14 protein-coding genes and 1 pseudogene are annotated in these 16,907 nt (G+C 49.1%); 8 read left to right on the top strand and 7 right to left on the bottom strand.

Features of this window, described 5'->3' with window-relative positions; genetic code table 11:
- Positions 1–30 precede the first annotated feature (30 nt).
- On the top strand, positions 31–711 hold the full coding sequence (locus tag H6G50_RS02860; RefSeq protein WP_190713133.1) for a hypothetical protein: 681 nt from the start codon (positions 31–33) through the stop codon (positions 709–711).
- A gap of 98 nt (positions 712–809) precedes the next feature.
- Here H6G50_RS02860 and purD read toward each other — a convergent pair whose 3' ends face one another.
- Positions 810–2,069: a phosphoribosylamine--glycine ligase gene (gene purD, locus H6G50_RS02855; protein WP_190713132.1), complete on the bottom strand. Its 1,260-nt coding sequence runs from the start codon at positions 2,067–2,069 to the stop codon at positions 810–812.
- Between the two features lie 267 nt (positions 2,070–2,336).
- On the opposite strand from purD, the gene H6G50_RS02850 reads away from it, so the two are divergent.
- The 4 genes from H6G50_RS02850 to H6G50_RS02835 all read left to right on the top strand — a co-directional run bounded on the left by H6G50_RS02850 (position 2,337) and on the right by H6G50_RS02835 (position 6,366).
- Entirely contained in the window at positions 2,337–3,506 is a 1,170-nt protein-coding gene (locus tag H6G50_RS02850) for an ABC transporter permease subunit (RefSeq protein WP_190713131.1), read from the top strand.
- A 203-nt stretch (positions 3,507–3,709) separates the two neighbouring features.
- Positions 3,710–4,915, top strand: a complete 1,206-nt coding sequence (locus H6G50_RS02845; protein WP_190713130.1) for an amino acid ABC transporter permease — start codon at positions 3,710–3,712, stop codon at positions 4,913–4,915.
- 106 nt (positions 4,916–5,021) lie between these two features.
- The gene (locus H6G50_RS02840) at positions 5,022–5,750 is read left to right on the top strand and encodes an amino acid ABC transporter ATP-binding protein (RefSeq protein ID WP_190713587.1); all 729 of its coding nucleotides are present in this window, start codon (positions 5,022–5,024) and stop codon (positions 5,748–5,750) included.
- Between the two features lies 1 nt (position 5,751).
- Positions 5,752–6,366, top strand: a complete 615-nt coding sequence (locus tag H6G50_RS02835; RefSeq protein ID WP_190713128.1) for a 2OG-Fe(II) oxygenase — start codon at positions 5,752–5,754, stop codon at positions 6,364–6,366.
- 624 nt (positions 6,367–6,990) lie between these two features.
- On the opposite strand, the gene H6G50_RS24350 is transcribed toward H6G50_RS02835, so the two are convergent.
- Both H6G50_RS24350 and H6G50_RS24025 read right to left on the bottom strand, forming a co-directional pair.
- Positions 6,991–7,116, bottom strand: a complete 126-nt coding sequence (locus H6G50_RS24350; protein WP_277882656.1) for a hypothetical protein — start codon at positions 7,114–7,116, stop codon at positions 6,991–6,993.
- Positions 7,117–7,152: 36 nt separating this feature from the next.
- Positions 7,153–7,353: pseudogene (locus H6G50_RS24025) on the bottom strand (type II toxin-antitoxin system antitoxin SocA domain-containing protein); the annotation flags it as partial.
- A gap of 309 nt (positions 7,354–7,662) precedes the next feature.
- Here H6G50_RS24025 and H6G50_RS02825 point away from each other — a divergent pair.
- From H6G50_RS02825 to H6G50_RS02815, 3 genes are all read left to right on the top strand, one after another.
- On the top strand, positions 7,663–8,832 hold the full coding sequence (locus H6G50_RS02825) for an anhydro-N-acetylmuramic acid kinase (protein ID WP_190713127.1): 1,170 nt from the start codon (positions 7,663–7,665) through the stop codon (positions 8,830–8,832).
- Positions 8,833–9,030: 198 nt separating this feature from the next.
- Entirely contained in the window at positions 9,031–9,489 is a 459-nt protein-coding gene (locus tag H6G50_RS02820; RefSeq protein WP_190713125.1) for a hypothetical protein, read from the top strand.
- Between the two features lie 47 nt (positions 9,490–9,536).
- Positions 9,537–11,036 (top strand): serine/threonine-protein kinase, encoded by a 1,500-nt coding sequence (locus H6G50_RS02815; RefSeq protein WP_190713123.1) that lies wholly within the window; start codon positions 9,537–9,539, stop codon positions 11,034–11,036.
- A 39-nt stretch (positions 11,037–11,075) separates the two neighbouring features.
- Here the strand turns inward: H6G50_RS02815 and H6G50_RS02810 are convergent, their stop codons facing one another.
- The 4 genes from H6G50_RS02810 to H6G50_RS02795 all read right to left on the bottom strand — a co-directional run bounded on the left by H6G50_RS02810 (position 11,076) and on the right by H6G50_RS02795 (position 16,655).
- Complete coding sequence (locus H6G50_RS02810; RefSeq protein ID WP_190713122.1) at positions 11,076–11,597, bottom strand: PD40 domain-containing protein; 522 nt, start codon at positions 11,595–11,597, stop codon at positions 11,076–11,078.
- A 54-nt stretch (positions 11,598–11,651) separates the two neighbouring features.
- Entirely contained in the window at positions 11,652–13,445 is a 1,794-nt protein-coding gene (gene sppA / locus H6G50_RS02805; RefSeq protein ID WP_190713121.1) for a signal peptide peptidase SppA, read from the bottom strand.
- A 142-nt stretch (positions 13,446–13,587) separates the two neighbouring features.
- Positions 13,588–14,619: a type 2 isopentenyl-diphosphate Delta-isomerase gene (gene fni, locus H6G50_RS02800; protein WP_190713120.1), complete on the bottom strand. Its 1,032-nt coding sequence runs from the start codon at positions 14,617–14,619 to the stop codon at positions 13,588–13,590.
- A gap of 59 nt (positions 14,620–14,678) precedes the next feature.
- The gene (locus H6G50_RS02795; protein ID WP_190713118.1) at positions 14,679–16,655 is read right to left on the bottom strand and encodes a sensor histidine kinase; all 1,977 of its coding nucleotides are present in this window, start codon (positions 16,653–16,655) and stop codon (positions 14,679–14,681) included.
- Positions 16,656–16,907 lie beyond the last annotated feature (252 nt).

The raw sequence follows: 16,907 nt of genomic DNA, 5'->3' as shown, positions 1-16,907 counted from the left end.
TTAGAAGAGAAAAATTAAATTTTTAGGGTTATGTCTGGCTTAAATCGCTCTTTACTCGACTTCTTAGGCCTTCTTTCCATTCCTTTCGGTCGTCGGGGACGCAATCGCGCCCTGTCCGGTTGTGCTGCGATCGCTTTAGCCGGAGGGGGCTGGTTCGCGGCTACTAGCCTTATTCCCCCCGCTGCGATTGCTTATTCTTCGCGCACTGCGATCGCCCTAAACCGCCAGGGGCAAGAATCCTACGAAACGTTCCTGCGGCGGGCCGAAGCGATCGCGCGGGCGGCAACGCAACGCCGCTTCGACAGCGATATTTTAGTCACCGATGTCTCGGTAACGATCGTCGGACAAAATAACGGCGCAGCAATGCCCGTTCTGATCCTCAATGTCTCCCGGAATGACTGGCGCAAACAACCCGATCCCCAGCGCTGGGCAAAATATTTCCGCAATGCTTCCGTGTTGCTCGGCTTTGAACCGCGCTCTACAACTTCGCCCGGAACGACACCTCCCCCGCCTCCTCCCGAACCGACTCCTGTGGAATCTCCTAGCCCAGTCCAAGCAACACCCGCTCCCTCGCCCCGTGGCGGCGTACCCTTACCCCCGAATACACCGGGCAATCCGCCGCCTCCAACGCCTGTTGCTCCTGCGGTTAATGCGCCCAATTCGCTTCCCTCGCCCGTTTCCACTCCCACTCCTACTCCCACCCCTCGTTAATCGAGGTCAAGTCGCTTCGCTCCAATTCGTAATTGCGCGCTTCGTATTCATTACGAATTACGAATTCTTGGGGTAAAGATGTCCGCTGCGATCGCGATTTAACGGATGCGATAGCCGATATCTTTGCGGTAGTAGATGCCGTCAAATTCAATGCAGTTCATGGCTTGATAAGCCGACGCGATCGCGCTCTCAAACGTCTCGCCCACAGCAGTAACATTGAGAACTCGTCCCCCATCGGCAATCAGTTTGCCGCCTTGCTTTTTCGTCCCCGCATGAAACACCACCGCGCCCGAGGCTTCTGCTTCCTCAACTCCCGAAATCGGATTGCCGCGTTTGTAGTCTCCCGGATAGCCTTCCGAAGCGGCAACTACGCACACCGCCGTACCGGAACGCCACTCGAGGGGAGGAAATTCTGCCAAACGCTGTTCGACGCAAGCAAAGAGCAAGTCGTCTAGGCGCGTTTCCAGTAGCGGTAAAATCGCCTGCGTTTCCGGATCTCCGAAGCGACAGTTGAATTCCAACACTTTTGCCGTACCGTCCGGGGCAATCATCAAACCGGCATAAATTACGCCGCGATAGTCGATGCCGCGTTTTTGCAGGGTGGCGACAGTCGGCTGAAGGATTTCTCGTTCTATAGTTTGCAGCAGTTCTGCACTCACTAAAGGAGTCGGCGCATAAGCTCCCATCCCGCCGGTATTCGGCCCGGTATCGCCTTCGCCAATTTGTTTGTGATCTTGGGCCGGAAGTAGCGGACGCACGCTAATCCCATCGGTAACGGCGAGAACGGAGACTTCTTGCCCGGTTAAGTATTCCTCAACGAGTAGTTCGCGGTGTCCGGCTGCCCAAAGGGATGCGATCGCCTCGAGCGCTTCTTGCTCCGTCATCGCCACCGTTACCCCTTTCCCCGCCGCCAAACCGTCCGCTTTCACCACAATTGGCGCGCCCTGTTGTTTGATATAATCTCGCGCTGCGTCTGGGTTGACAAAGAGAGCAGATCGTGCAGTGACAATTCCGGCTTCCGCCATCAATTCTTTTGCCCAAGCTTTGCTCGCTTCTAATTGCGCTCCGGCTTTAGTCGGCCCAAAGACTTTGATATTTTGGTTTCTGAGATAATCGACCAGACCTTTGGCTAGCGGCAATTCCGGACCGATGACCACGAGAGCGATTCCTTGCACGAGTACGAGGCGCGCGATACTCTCAAAGTCGTCCGTGCGCATCGGAATCGTTTGACAGCCTTCGAGCGAAGCAGTACCTCCATTACCGGGAATACAGAGGACTCGTTTAACTTTTGGCGATTGGAGCAACTTCCAAGCGATCGCGTGTTCTCGTCCTCCATTACCAATGACTAGAACTTTCATGCAATTTTTCCACTCCACAACACCAGAATAATCGAGATGAGTCAATAGCCGCACCGATTCGATCGCGGATTGTCTCAAACAAATGCAGCCCATTATCCCACGAGTTTTAGCATTGGGGCGAATTTACGAGCCTTAATCGTTCGCAGGGAGCGGGCGCGATGCCGATAAGATTAATGAAAAGCGATGGGACAATCGTAAAACTCTGGTAAAATCCCGAACAGTTGCAGGACAAGAGAAAATCGAAATATTGGGAGTTTAGATAGAGGAATGACAGCCAACTCAGAACCTAAAATTCCTTTGTGGCGCGACGAGCGCTTTTGGAAGATTGCGTTGCAAGTTTTAGCGGTTGTTGCCGCGATTGGCTTAATTACCTTGTTGTGGAATAACGTCATCGTTAATATGCGCAATAAGGGCATTAAGTTTGGTTTTGATTTTCTGCAAACCCAAGCTTCTTTCTTTATTCAAGAAAGCTTGATTCCCTACAATCCCAGTCAAGACCCTTACAGTCGCGTTTTGTTAATCGGGCTGCTCAATTCGATTCGCATTATCATTCCGGGGATTATTCTGGCAACGCTGCTGGGAATTCTGGCGGGGACGATTAGTTTTTCGGGAAACTGGTTATTGCGAAAAGTCAGTCAGGTCTATGTTGAAATTATTCGCAATACGCCTTTGTTGCTGCAATTATTGTTTTGGTATTTCGCCGTTTTCTCGCAATTTCCCGATCGCGATAGTCCGCTTTCATTTCTCGGCTCTATCTTTGCCAGCAAACAAGGTACATTTGTTCCTTGGCCTGCGATAAATGGTAACTTCTGGCTGTGGCTAGGCGTTTTAATCATTCTCGCGATCGCTGCCTTCTTTCTCTTCAGGCAGCGTACTAAATTAATGGTGGAAAAAGGAGCATCGGGACAACCTCAACTCTACAGTTTAATCGCGATCGCTCTTGTATCTCTCCTCATTTTTATCTTCGCTTTAGGCTGGCAATTCCCTCAAAAAAACGCCGCTGGAGCCGTTGAAGGCGGTTTGCGCCTCAGTATCGAATATTCGGCGTTATTGTTGGGTTTAGTCGTCTATACCGGCGCTTATATCGCTGAAATCGTCCGCGCGGGCATTCAATCGGTCAGTAAAGGGCAATGGGAAGCCGCGCGTGCTTTGGGGCTGCATCAAATGTCAACCCTACGCTTAGTCGTTTTTCCCCAAGCCTTGCGAGTCATGATTCCGCCGCTGAACAGCCAATATATGAACATCGCAAAAAACTCCAGCCTCGCGATCGCGATCGGTTATGTTGATTTCTACTCGGTGTCCAATACCACCTACAATCAAACCGGTCGTCCCGTCGAAGTCATGCTCATTATCATGGTGGTTTATCTCACCATCGACTTACTGATTTCTGTCGCAATGAATACCTTAAATAAATTCGTTCAACTGCAAGAAAGGTAAATAATTGATAATGGATAATTGACAATTGACAATGGGGATGACTTAAAATTAGCGATCTAGTCCAAAGTATTGATATTTCGTAGGGTGGGCAGCCTTAAGTCAGCGCCATTCCTTCGTTATCCATTGTCAATTATCCATTATCAATTCAGCCTTAAGTCAGTGCCATTCCTTCGTTATCCATTATCAATTATCAATTCAGCCTAATGCTTGCTAGCGAAACCTTACCGCCGCCAGAGATGCGAGATAGTCCCATTAATTGGGCAAAGAAAAATCTTTTTTCTCCGTGGTATAACGCCATTATTACCGTTGTGCTACTTGGACTTTTAGCCTACGGTCTCTACAACTTTATAGACTGGGCAACAACTCAAGCAAAATGGGATGTGATTCCCAGAAACTTAAACTTGTTCGTGGCGGGAACCTACCCCAAAACCGAGCGCTGGCGCTTGTGGGTGTTGCTGGGCATCATTGCAGTGATGTCGGGGCTATCTTGGGGGGTAATCGCGCGATCGGTTGCAAAACTTTACAGTCGCAGCATCCTCATCGGAATTGCCATTGCTGCTGTCGTCTGCTTGCTTGTCCCCACCCTTTTCCCCTTCCGCTTGCTCCTTTTGGCCATGCTCGGAGCCGTTGTCGCAATGGCTTGGGTCGGGCAACAAATCGGTCGCAAAGTTCCATCTTTGGGGCAGTGGGTCGCCTTAAACTGGTTTTTGGTCTTAATTGTCGGTTGGTGGCTGATTGGCGGCGGATTGGGCTTAAGGGAGATTCGCAGCAGCAGTTGGCAAGGCTTAATGCTTAACGTACTAACAGCAGTTATTAGTATTTTGTTGAGCTTTCCCCTCGGCGTAATCATGGCGTTGGGGCGGCGCAGTTCTCTACCTGTGGTGCGCGCCCTCTGTATCGCCTATATTGAAATTTTTCGAGGCATTCCGTTAGTCACGATTTTGTTTCTGGGGCAGGTAATGGTTCCCTTATTTTTACCCGAAGCCTGGGTTCCGGATAATGTATTTCGTGCCATCATTGGCTTAACGCTATTTAGTTCTGCCTATCTCGCTGAAAATGTGCGCGGCGGGCTGCAATCGATTCCGAGAGGGCAAAGCGAAGCTGCGAGTGCGTTAGGATTGAGCGTACCGCTAACGCTCGGTTTAATCGTCTTGCCACAAGCGCTAAAAGCCGTGATTCCCGCGATTGTCGGTCAGTTTATTAGTTTGTTTCAGGATACAACGCTACTGTCGTTAGTCGGACTGGTCGAAGTGCTGAAAATGAGTCGTTCGATTCTGGCAAACTCTGACTTTGGGGGACGGTTTATTGAAGTGTATTTGTTCGATGCCCTGCTGTTTTGGTGCTTCTGTTATGCAATGTCGGCAGGCAGTCGTTGGGTCGAACGGAAGGTGAATACCGAACATAGATAATTCATAATTTATAACTCATAACTCATAACTCATAACTCAGATGCTAGATAAACAACCGACAACTCATTTACAAAGCAGTGTTACTGGCAGTACAACAGGTGAAGAAATGATTGTTGCAACCGACGTTCATAAGTGGTACGCCAGCAATAAGTTTCACGTTCTGCGCGGTGTAAGTTTGACGGTGCGACGCGGGGAAGTGGTAGTCGTGATGGGGCCTTCTGGGTCGGGGAAATCGACGTTTATTCGCACCTTTAATGCCCTGGAAGAGTATCAAAAAGGTAAAATTACGGTTGATGGGATCGAACTTTCCCACGACTTAAAAAATATCGATGCAATTCGTCGGGAAGTGGGAATGGTGTTTCAACAATTTAATTTGTTTCCCCATTTAACCGTGCTGCAAAATGTGATGCTAGCTCCGATTTGGGTGCGACGAAAGAAGAAGGCAGAGGCAGAAGCAACCGCGATGCAACTGTTGGAGAAAGTGGGCATCCTGGAACAGGCGAAGAAGTTTCCCGGACAACTTTCTGGCGGACAACAGCAGCGGGTTGCGATCGCGCGCGCCCTCGCCATGCAGCCGAAAATCATGCTTTTTGACGAACCGACTTCCGCCTTGGATCCAGAAATGGTGCGGGAAGTTTTGGATACGATGCGATCGCTTGCCGCCGATGGAATGACGATGGTGTGCGTGACTCACGAAGTCGGGTTTGCCCGCGAAGTTGCCGATCGCGTTGTCCTCATGGCTGACGGTTTGCTCGTTGAAGATGCAACCCCCGAAGCCTTTTTTAATAACCCCCAACACGAACGTTCCCAACAGTTTTTATCGCAGATATTGTAACTTGAAATACTATCGACAACAAGCCAATATTTTCCCCGATAAATATCTCAACGATCTATGGGGAGAAGTTTGCAACTGTTCTTATTTCACAACTAATAACCTCAATCGAGATTTTGTCGGAACCAAAGGATTCTCGATCGCCTTTCAACGTTCCGGATTGCCCGAAGTCGAACAAAAGTTTCCCTTTTTTAAGCCCTACCTCGATCGCGCCCTTGAGTCGCACTGCAATGCGTTTTATCTCAATCCCTTGCTTCTCACCCGAGGTTCTAGGGTCGATCCTCATATCGATCGCTCCTTACGTTCTTATTGTAAAGCAATTGCCCCGCCCGCGATCGTTAGCGTCCTTTACGCCCGCGTCCCCCCCGACTTAGAAGGCGGCGAACTCGTCCTCTCCCAGCAAAAACGCCGAGTCGCCGAAATCAAACCTCAAACGAACGTTTTACTTCATTTTCAAGGTGATTTAACCCATGCGGTTAATGCCGTCAAAAGTTCGGGAAATCGCTTGAGTTTGGTTTGCGAACAATATAGCTTAAGCGAAACCGAACTGTGGGAAATTCCTGAGTTTATTATCGAGTCAAGAGTGTTAACGCAGACTCGGAAGAAGAAAAAGCCGTAAAGGTTCTCTGGAAAAAGATTGGAATTGAATTTACATCGAACTTGCTCATGCTAATACCAGATTGATGGGTCGCTGCATAGAATGAAAAGTAGGGTGTGGAGCGCGAAGCGTAACGCACCGTTATCCTGATAATTTAGGAGAGTTGATTCTAGGCAACGCAATCTTAAATTGGTATAAGCTGGATTCTCTCGGATTGAATGTTCTTTTGATTAAGTCTTTCCAGAATAAAGCCGATGGTCGGGGTCAAACCAAACAATATAGAAGACTTCATCTATAAAAAATTCATGAACTCTATCATGTTCGTTAGATGAAATGGAAAATTGGTAGGGTGTGTCTACCAATTGTTCTTCATTCGGCAATCCAAAACAATCTTCGCTAGTATCTTCCCATTGGATTGGATGACATCTAAGGGAACTACTTCGATTCACCAGTAATTCTTGGTTTGATAGACCAGACAGCGCTTTTAAACGCTCGATTAAGGTTAGCCAGTAGGTATCAGGTCTACCCTGACAAGAAAACTTTTCCTTATCGTTTTGATAGTATTTAAACGAAAAGCTGATACCTCGCGGTTTCAGCTTAGTTGCTTTAATTCCTGATGGACTCGTCTTCGAGAGATTCGTCTTCTTAATTTTCTTTGACATCCGCTCCGTAATACTCCTTCATCCACTCTTTCTCGATAATTTCATTGGAAGGAACATCGGGCGGTAAATCCCCTCTGGCTAAATTCCAAGGAGCTTCAACGTGAGTCATTTGTTCTAATTCATAAGCATCGCAAGCAAAGTATTCACTTGCAACTTCGCTTAAAAATGCTTCAACATCTTCGGGAAGCTTATGGACAGCAGGTTCAACGATGGGCTGCCATCCAAAAGATTTATATTTTTGATACAGAGATGGAATTACAGGGCCATGTACCCAGGCTTCAAAATCTTCTTCAAAGAGAGGATTATCGTAGAGAGCAAGATGCCAAGCTTGAGCGTAGTAAACCAGCTTTTGAAGTTTTAAGTTACTTAAAAAAGAGCCGGTTTCATTGGCTAGTCAAATAAAATAATTAGCAATATCAAAGCAAGATAGCACCGACTTTAACCTCCCTATTAATTTAAAAAAATTAGGGCGTTTTGAATGATTCCTTATTTTAGCACAAAAAGCAATAATTTTGCTTGTTTGAGTGGTATTAAAGGAGGTTGGGTGCGGCAACAGTTTTAATGTAAAGACAGGTTTAAACGAGGGACGGGTGGGTTATATACTGAGAATAGCTATCCAATTATTCGATTAACTCCAACTCGCTATAAATTGCCCATGACCTACGCAATCGGTTTAATTAGCGGGACTTCTGTCGATGGAATCGATACGGCTTTAGTTGAAATTAACGGCTTAGAAGTCGATCTAGAAGTCAAATTAATCGCGGGTACAACCTACCCCTACCCCGATACCTTACGAGCGAAAATCTTAGCAGTGGGCGAGGGCGAGCCGATTTCGATGCTAGAATTCGCCGAACTCGACGATGCGATCGCAACTCATTTTGCCCGCGCCGCCCGAGAAATTCAAATCGAAAATCCGAAAGCCGAACTTATCGGTTCCCACGGCCAAACCGTCTTTCACCGTCCGCCGCCCGAAAACGGCGATCGCGCCGCCCGTTTGGGCTACACCCTGCAACTCGGACGCGGCGAGCTTTTGGCTTCCTTAACCGGATTGCCCGTCGCCAACAACTTTCGCGCTGCTGACATGGCTGCGGGCGGACAAGGCGCGCCCCTCGTCTCTAAAATCGATGCTTGCTTGCTCGCACATCCTCACAAAGCGCGATGCGTGCAAAATCTCGGCGGTATTGGCAACGTTACCTATCTACCCGCGCGCCAGCATCCCGACTGGGAAGGCGGGATTTGGGGCTGGGATACCGGCCCGGGTAATATGCTGATGGATTTAGCCATGCAACAGGTGACGCAGGGCGCGCAAACCTACGATAGCAATGGGCAGTTTGCCGCTCGCGGTACGCCCTGTCTGGAACTGATCGATCGCTGGCTGGAACAAGACTTTTTCAAGCAGCCGCCGCCAAAATCCACCGGACGCGAATTGTTCGGACAAGCTTATTTAGAGCGTTGCTGGCAAGAAGCGTCAGAGTATCGATTGAGCGATGTCGATTGGCTGGCGACGCTGACAGAATTAACGGCGGCTTCGGTGGCGCGCAGCTACAGCGACTTTTTGGAGCGTCGTCCCGATGAAGTGCTACTCTGCGGCGGTGGCAGTCGCAATGGCTATCTCAAAGAACGCTTGCAGTTGCGCGTCGCACCGGCGACTGTTTTAACCACCGACGAAGCGGGTTTAAACTCGGATTATAAGGAAGCGATCGCGTTTGCGGTGTTGGGGTACTGGCGGCTGAAATCCTCGCTCGCGGGGAACTTGCCGGGGGTGACGGGCGCGACGCAGCCGATGCAACTGGGAGATATTTATCAGCCCGCGATCGCTTCGTAATTCGTAATTTCGCACTCAGTCCCCTCTCCCTCTCACCCCATCCTCACCCTTTCAATATTCATCCCCGCCCTAGAGTGCGAGACTTCCCGCCCGAGTCAGTTAAAATTTAAAGCGAGCGCACTAATTGTAAGACGAAGCAACGAACGTCAAGTGCGCTTCAATCAATCGCGATCGTACCTATCGCTTGGGTTAGTAACTGTGGCTCATACCTTTTTAATGGAAGAAGGACGTTGGATACTCCAAGGACAGTGGTTGGAGCGCAACAGCGTTCCGATACCCGTTCAAGGAAAAACTATCGTTGCTTGGAATCATGAAAATTGGTTCACTTGGGTAACTAAGCTAATTTTCCCAAAAAGCGATCGCGAATCCATTGCTTTTCAATATCGCGGTCGTCTTGATGCCGGAGAAAGTCAGTATAATTTTGTCCTCCAACAGACGTTGCTCGGGCGCGTCGAGGGGGAAGGTTTAATCTCGCCCTCCACCATCGTGCAGCGCTACTGGGTGCTGAGCGATGCAGCGCGCGGCGACAGCCAATCTCGGAGCGGTTTTGAAACATTGTACCGGCTCAATAACGATACTTACTTTCTCTCGAGCGGCATCCTGACGGGACACTCTTTGACCAGCATCATGGAAGCCCAGCTAGAACGACAGCGATAACCATCGCCGTCATCCCGAATGCGCTCTTTGAATCGAGACGATCCATTATGATACAAGACCCCAATTCTGGCCGTTTGCTGGCAAATCGTTATAAGTTGGTCGAACTCGCGGGCAAGGGCGCGATGGGGCAGGTTTATCGCGCTGAAGATTTACTGCTGGGCAGCGTGACAGTGGCGGTAAAGTTTTTAGCTCAAACCTTGCTCAACCAGAAAATGCGCGATCGCTTCGTGCGGGAAGCGACCGTCTGCGCCCTCCTCGCAGAAAAAAGCATTCACATCGTTCGCGTTCGCGATTATGGGGTAGACGAACGGGATATTCCTTACTACGTGATGGAATTTCTCGAGGGGAACAATCTCAGCGACATCATTAAAACGCAGCGTTTAACCATAACGCGATTTATTGCCTTAACCCGCCAAATTTGTTTGGGACTCGAAGCCGCTCATCAAGGTATTACGTTCAACCGCGAAATCGCCAAAATCGTTCACCGCGATATTAAACCGAGTAATATTTTGATCCTACCCGATACAACTTTGGGAGAATTGGTTAAAATCCTCGATTTTGGGATTGCTAAATTAATTGAAGCCAATCAGGAACAGACTCATTCGTTTATGGGAACCCTAGCCTATTGTTCCCCCGAACAAATTGAAGGAAAAGAACTCGATAATCGCTCGGATATTTATAGTTTGGGCATTATGATGTACGAAATGCTGTCGGGAGAGATGCCAATTTTACCGGCAACTCCTTCCTTTGGCGGTTGGTATAAAGCCCACCATAATACGCCCCCAAAATCTTTCCCACCAGAGCTTAAAATTCCTTCAGAATTGGAAGCTTTAATCCACCAATGTTTGGCAAAGGATCCGAGCCAGCGCCCTCAAAGTGCAAGCGAAATTTTAAGCGCCCTGGAAGGGTTAGAGTTGCAAGATCCTCGCTATCCTAAGCGCGAGCGATCGCGTTTCCCCGTTCCCGTCCAAGAAGTTGCCGCTCCGACGATTGAATCGCTTTGTATGAGAGCGACTTGGCCGACGGATAAACCGAAAAAACAAATCGTTTTTCCTGAAGCGATTTCAACTTCCCAAGGTCGAATTGCGACGCTGTGGGTGATGCTTTCCGAGCAAGATATTTTCAACCGCAGGCAGAGTACGCGCTATAACCAATTTCTTTTCCTGGCTAGTCCTCACCCGATGCTGCTATGGATTACCGTACTTTACAGCCGCGATCGCGGCGCGCGCTGGCTGCCTTGTTACCTCGACCTCAAGCAGTCTAAGGGGCAACGTCTCGCCCGTCAGTTGGGCAAATCCGGCGCTTATCGCATCTTGTTCTTCGCCCTCGAAGATCCGCACCAGTGCAAGCACGTCATGGTTTCTACGATCGATCCGACGCAGTGCAAAATGCTGATCAATTGGGCAGATACCAGTCAAACTTTACCGTCAGTTTCTAACCCTCAAACCAGTAAAAATATCCTGCGTCAAGAGTACGACACCCTCAAACCCAAGATTGAAATGAAACTCGAATCGGTGCAAACTAATTATCCCGAAGATATTCATTGATACGAGAAGGGCGAAGGGCATTCGCCCCTACCCATTCGATCATTTATCCAAAATCTTGCCAGAGCGATCGACAACCATGATATCCCACTGACCGTCGGTAGCAAATTCAAAGGCGATCGCGGAACCATCAGCACTAATTTGGGGATGGCGCACCTCTGCTTGAATAGTAGCCGTTAAATTGCGATTAATCTGCGTTTCGCGATCGAATAGGTAAATATCGGAAAACCCTTGACGGCTGCTTGTATAAACGATGTAGCGTCCATCTTCAGAAATGGAAGGATCGGACGCGATCGCATCAAACGCATTCAACCCCGGCAGATCGATAATTTTTCGGTCTTGCGCGTCAAAAAGGTAGACATCTTGAGCGCCGTTGCGATCGGAAACAAAGACAATATAGCGCGAGGCAATTTGCGGCATTTTCTCAGTCGCCGAACTATTCAAACTGCGACCTCCCGCATCGAAGGGAAAGTTTAATAAACGCGGATATCCACCGCATCCAGTTAGTACCAAAGCAAGCGATACTAACGGTAAAACTTTCCATCTGGTTGGGCGGGCAAACATTTTTTATTTTTAATTCCCCATTTTGAAGCTTGATTTTAGAACTTATTATTCTACTTAATGAACGTGCCAATCAAAAGGGAGAAAAGCATAAACCCCTCGCGGGTCGTTAAAGCGATTAACTAAGTCTAAATCCTTTGAGAACCTGGAAAATTCGCGAGTCAGCGGATCGGCAGACAGACGCGATTCTTGTAGGACAAACTTTAACAGTTGCGATTCAAAACTCGGTTCCTCGAGGTATTCTTTCGCTTCCCAATCGTCGCCCAAGTTGGCTTTTTTCGCTGCGTAGGCGATCGCGTCATCTAACCCCCCCAATCGATCCACTAAACCCAATTGCTTAGCATCTTGACCCGACCAGACTCGCCCTTGCGCGATTTGAGCGACCTTTGCTTTCGGAAGTTTCCGACCCTGCGCGACTTTATCGAGAAATAAGTTATAGGTTCCATTGACAAACCGCTGATAGAGAGCCATTTCTTGAGGATTTTTCGGACGCGAAACCGTCTCGATATCTGCCAGTTTAGCGGTCTTAACGTTATCCCAAGTTATCCCGTTATTATTGGTAATCTTTTGGATGTTAGGCAATAAGCCAAAAACCCCGATCGAGCCGGTAATGGTGTTGGTTTGAGCAAAGATATAATCGGCGCTCGTGGCAATCCAATATCCTCCGGAAGCCGTGACATTCCCCATTGAGAGGATAACGGGTTTTTTCTGCCGCAGCAGTTTCACCTCGCGCGCGATCAGTTCGGAGGCGGTGGCACTACCGCCGGGACTATTGACGCGCAACACGACTGCTTTAACTTCTTCGTCATTGCGAGCTTTGCGTAAGGTTTTATTGAGGCGATCGCTACCAATTTGAGTATCTTCGCCTTGACCGCCAACAATTTCGCCTTCCGCGTAAATGATGGCAACTTTGTTATTAGAGGAACGAGTTTTTGCTTCCTTAACGGGAACGTCGCGATAGGTTTCCATGCGAATCTGTCGGAAGGTTTCTTCGCCGTCGCTTTTACCCGTTAATTTTTGCAACTCGGCCACTACTTCATCGAAGTAGGCGACGCGATCGATTAATTTGGCGGCTCGCGCTTCTGCGGGCATTAAGAGTCCTTTAGTATCGGCTAGCGCTTGTAAACTCTGCGGGGCAATTTTGCGACTTTTACCCACGCTCGTGAGAAAATCCCGCCAGATATCGCCCACCCAGTTTTCGAGTTGTTCCCGACTTGCAGGACTCAGTTGTTTTTGGGTGAAGGGTTCGACGGCGGATTTATACTTCCCGACGCGCACGACTTGGACTCCAACTCCAAATTTTTCTAAGGCTCCGGTGAAAAATACTTGGTCTGAGCTTAAACCATTGAATTCTAAGGTTCCCATCGGATGGATGGCAATTTCGTCAGCGACGGAACTAAGGTAGTATTCGCGCTCTCCCCAATTCACACCGTAAGCAACGATTTTCTTGCCCGCTGCCCTAAATTTTTCTAAGGCGGGGCGCAGTTCTTTGAAGGTTGAAAAATCCGTTTCGCTGGTCGTGATGCGAGAACCGTCTAAAAGGAGGGCAACAATGCGGCGATCGCGAGTTGCTTTATCGATCGCTTTAATCAGTTGCGAGAGGGCAAAGGTTTTGGGAATTTGACTGGAGAACGCCTGCGATACGTCTAGCGTCGGATCGGTATCCCGAATTTGCGTTGTCAGATCTAAAACGAGAACGGATTTATCTTTAACTTGCGGCGGTTCGTTGCTCTCTCTAACTGCCGCAATCATCAGCAGAACTAAGCCCCCCGTTCCTAAGACGAAGAGGAGTGTAAGAGCAGCAAAAGTACCGACGAGACTGGCAAAGGTTTGTTTGAGAAAGGAACGCATATTTTATATAAATGGGGAGTAGCGATAGTGCAACAGCGGAAGACTGAGCCTGGGGATATCTTTAAAATCATTGCCAGCCATTGCCCGTCGTTCGGCGCGAACAGTCTTATTTTAACGGGACTTTTGAATTCACCGTCAGGTCTTAGGGGGCTAACTTTTGGAGGCAGTTCGATTGTTTGAGGGCGAAGATGTTAGCATTGCCGGTACAGAAGAGAACCGTTCTCAGTTCGGCGAGGAGGAGTTGCGCGAGTTCGTCGGTGGCGGCGGCAGAATCGCTGGCTGCTTGTAGGAAGGGGAAGGCAAGTCCGGCGAGATCGGCTCCGAGCGCGATCGCTTTGGCTGCGTCTAAACCGTTACGCAGTCCCCCGGAAGCAATCAGCGGAACGTCGCGGTATTGTTGGCGAATGCTGACGACGCATTCCGCTGTCGGCAGTCCCCAATCGGCAAAGGTTTGTCCCAAGCGGCGCTGCATCGGACTGTGCGATCGCTGACTTTCAACTTTTGCCCAAGATGTCCCGCCCGCACCCGCCACGTCGATCGCGCCCACTCCCGCTTCGATTAACACTCGCGCCATCTTCGCTGAGATGCCGTTGCCGACTTCCTTAACAATGACCGGAACCGGGAGCTTGCTACATATCAATTCGATTTTGTCAAGTAATTGGGAAAAATCGCGATCGCCCTGGGGTTGGATGCACTCCTGCAAAGGATTGAGATGCAAGATCAGCGCATCTGCTTCTAAAAGCTCGACGGCTTGCAAACACTGCCGCAAACCGTAAGTATAATTCAGTTGTACGGCTCCGAGATTGGCAAACAGGAGAATATCGGGAGCGAGATCGCGCACGGCGAACGTATCCGCAACCTCCGGACGTTCGATCGCGACCCGTTGAGATCCCACGCCCATTGCCAGCTTGTAAGTTTGCGCCACCACCGCCAAGCGGCGATTGATCGTCTTAGCGCGTTCGGTTCCTCCCGTCATTGAAGAAATCAATAGAGGCGCGCCGAGAGACTTCCCCAAAAATTCCGTAGAAAGTTCGATGCGATCGCAATCGAGTTCGGGCAAACAGCAATGCTCGAACCGATAGCGTTCTAAACCGTGAGTTTGCTCCTCGAAACGAACATCTTCTTCCAGACAAATCCGAATATGGTCTGCCTTTCGAGCTTGAGTATCAGTCATTTGAGTTATCAGTCATCAGCGATCGGATTACATTATTAGTCATTGCCCGGAAGTAACGCTCAACGATTCATGATTAAAGGCAGAGCAATTTTAACCTTTGTTCCTTTATCTTTACCGGAACTGGTTAACACGATTGTTCCGCCCATTAACTCAATAAAATTGCGAGAGAGTGCCAAACCCAAGCCCGTCCCCCCCGCCTCGCGGGTCGTCGAGCCATCCACCATAACGAAAGGACGAAAGAGTTTATCCATCTTGTCGGCAGCAATGCCGATCCCGGTATCCTCAATTGTAGCGACGACCTGCTTCGTGGGGTGAGTTACAGGGGAATGAATCGAGTGACTCTCCTCGCCTCGAGGGTTCAAAGCAGAAACAAGAGATTCAACGCAGACTGAAACCGTAATTTTCCCGGTTTTAGTAAATTTAATGGCATTATCAATAATGTTAGAAAAAACTTGTTTGAGTTTAGCGGGGTCGGCGTGAACTTTGTAGGACGCTTGAGTTTCGGGCGGGATGAGGATCAAGGCTTTTGCTTCTAGGGCAGGTTGATAAGGCGCGATCGCTTCGGCTAACAATTGAGTGAAATCAACGATCTCTAGCGTCACCGTCAATTGACCCGACTCAATTTTAGAAATATCGAGGAGATCGTTGATAATTCCGCTCAGGCGTACAGCAGCGCGATCTGCCTGTTCGAGAAACTCCATCTCTTCCTCGCGATCGTCGCAAAATCCATCGGCAATTAAACGAATCGAGCCGATAATCCCATTGAGAGGCGTTCGCAATTCGTGGGAAATTGTCTTCAAAAACTCGCTTTTCAGTTGGTTTGCCGTTTGCGCTTCTTTCCAAGCGCTCTCCAATTCCAATGCCCAAGCCTTAAGACGTTTGACCATACGGTTTAACGCACTGGCTAACTCGTTAAACTCCCGAATTTTTAAATTCTGCGGCACTTGGTCGTTGGAGTAAAGATTATCCTCATCGAGGGCAAAATCTCTAAGCTTTTCGAGGGGACGAGCGATATCTTGCGAGAGATAGAGAATCACCAAAAAACTCGCGCCAATCAACGAGAGAGTTAGCGTCAGCAGCAGCAGCACTAAAGTCTTTTGAATCTCCCAGAGACCGGCGAGCGCGTCATCGAGACTCGTTACGGCGAGGATAGCCCATTGCTCGTTGGAATCCGGAGCGATGGGACTAGAAATTGCCGTATAGCCTGCGACGGATTCTGCCTGACCTTGAAACTCAAAGTGCAAAAAATCCTTCCGACCGGAGAAAGCATTTTTGAGAAGGCTCTCGTATCTCGAAGCATCGACTTCGCGAGCGATATTGCGACCGATTCGTTGGGGATCGGGGTGCATGAGAATGGTGCGACTCTCGTCGATGACAACGGAATAGCCTGTTAAAGAACCCGGTCTGATTTGACTTTGTTGCTCGATAATCGTTTTGAGAACAAGAATATGAGATAAATTGCCGGTGCTGTTATAAACGGGAACTTCCAGCCGCAGCGACAACTTGCTCGAAGGAGGTAAGTTCCCGATCGGTTTGGCGGGGTAAGCTGTCGTACTCGGAGAGGGTAAGAGAACTTGGAGCTTAACTTGCGCGCTATCTAAGAGCAGTTGGCGATTGGTTGTCGGCCAGGAGTTTTCTTCGGGGTCAAACAGTTTTTGCGAACCGCAGGTGCTAGCCGATAAGCTTCGCGTTTGGACTTCGATTAACTGCAAGCACTGAACTTGGGTGGGAAGTTGCTCGATCGAGAGTTGCACGAACTCTTGATAGTTGTCGCGTTGCTCTTCCACTAAAACATTGTTTTGGCTCGTCGCTGCCAAATATTTTTTTAAGGAAGCGATCTCTTGGCTCATGCTTTCGGCTTTGCGAATGGCACTTTCAGTGAGGTTTTGCCTTGCCGTGTCTAAAAGAGCGCGACGCGCTTTTCGGTAAGTTACGGTGGAAGTTACGCACATTCCGAGCAGCAGGACGGGTACGCTGAGCAGAATAAGGCGCGAGAGTAAGATGCGACGAAATGATGGGGAAGATGGCTTAGCCATAGAAACTGCCGTCGTTGAGGCTTAAAACCCAAGAGGAGGAAGTGGTCTGCACGTTATCTACGTTAAATGTAGCAGAGGGAGCGCGATCGCCCGGATTGAAATCCTTCGAGCCGGTAAGGGCAATGAATCCAAAACTGTTCTGACCTGGAATATTTCATTGTTCGGTACGGACATAAGCATAGCAATCGCTGTAGGCGCTATTGACTATGATAAATTTATTCACTCGCCCTCGGGAGCGAGCAGGTGAGTCCC

Origin of the sequence: Oscillatoria sp. FACHB-1406 (assembly GCF_014698145.1) — a bacterium.
Lineage (GTDB): Bacteria > Cyanobacteriota > Cyanobacteriia > Cyanobacteriales > Spirulinaceae > FACHB-1406.
This window is presented reverse-complemented; position numbering and strand designations above follow the sequence as displayed.

Excerpts from the sequence above, each read along its gene's own strand:
- H6G50_RS02860 (WP_190713133.1), top strand. The coding sequence starts at position 31 with ATGTCTGGCTTAAATCGCTCTTTACTCGACTTCTTAGGCCTTCTTTCC.
- purD (WP_190713132.1), bottom strand. The coding sequence starts at position 2,069 with ATGAAAGTTCTAGTCATTGGTAATGGAGGACGAGAACACGCGATCGCT.
- H6G50_RS02850 (WP_190713131.1), top strand. The coding sequence starts at position 2,337 with ATGACAGCCAACTCAGAACCTAAAATTCCTTTGTGGCGCGACGAGCGC.
- H6G50_RS02845 (WP_190713130.1), top strand. The coding sequence starts at position 3,710 with ATGCTTGCTAGCGAAACCTTACCGCCGCCAGAGATGCGAGATAGTCCC.
- H6G50_RS02840 (WP_190713587.1), top strand. The coding sequence starts at position 5,022 with ATGATTGTTGCAACCGACGTTCATAAGTGGTACGCCAGCAATAAGTTT.
- H6G50_RS24350 (WP_277882656.1), bottom strand. The coding sequence starts at position 7,116 with ATGACTCACGTTGAAGCTCCTTGGAATTTAGCCAGAGGGGATTTACCG.
- H6G50_RS02825 (WP_190713127.1), top strand. The coding sequence starts at position 7,663 with ATGACCTACGCAATCGGTTTAATTAGCGGGACTTCTGTCGATGGAATC.
- H6G50_RS02815 (WP_190713123.1), top strand. The coding sequence starts at position 9,537 with ATGATACAAGACCCCAATTCTGGCCGTTTGCTGGCAAATCGTTATAAG.
- H6G50_RS02810 (WP_190713122.1), bottom strand. The coding sequence starts at position 11,597 with ATGTTTGCCCGCCCAACCAGATGGAAAGTTTTACCGTTAGTATCGCTT.
- sppA (WP_190713121.1), bottom strand. The coding sequence starts at position 13,445 with ATGCGTTCCTTTCTCAAACAAACCTTTGCCAGTCTCGTCGGTACTTTT.
- fni (WP_190713120.1), bottom strand. The coding sequence starts at position 14,619 with ATGACTGATACTCAAGCTCGAAAGGCAGACCATATTCGGATTTGTCTG.
- H6G50_RS02795 (WP_190713118.1), bottom strand. The coding sequence starts at position 16,655 with ATGGCTAAGCCATCTTCCCCATCATTTCGTCGCATCTTACTCTCGCGC.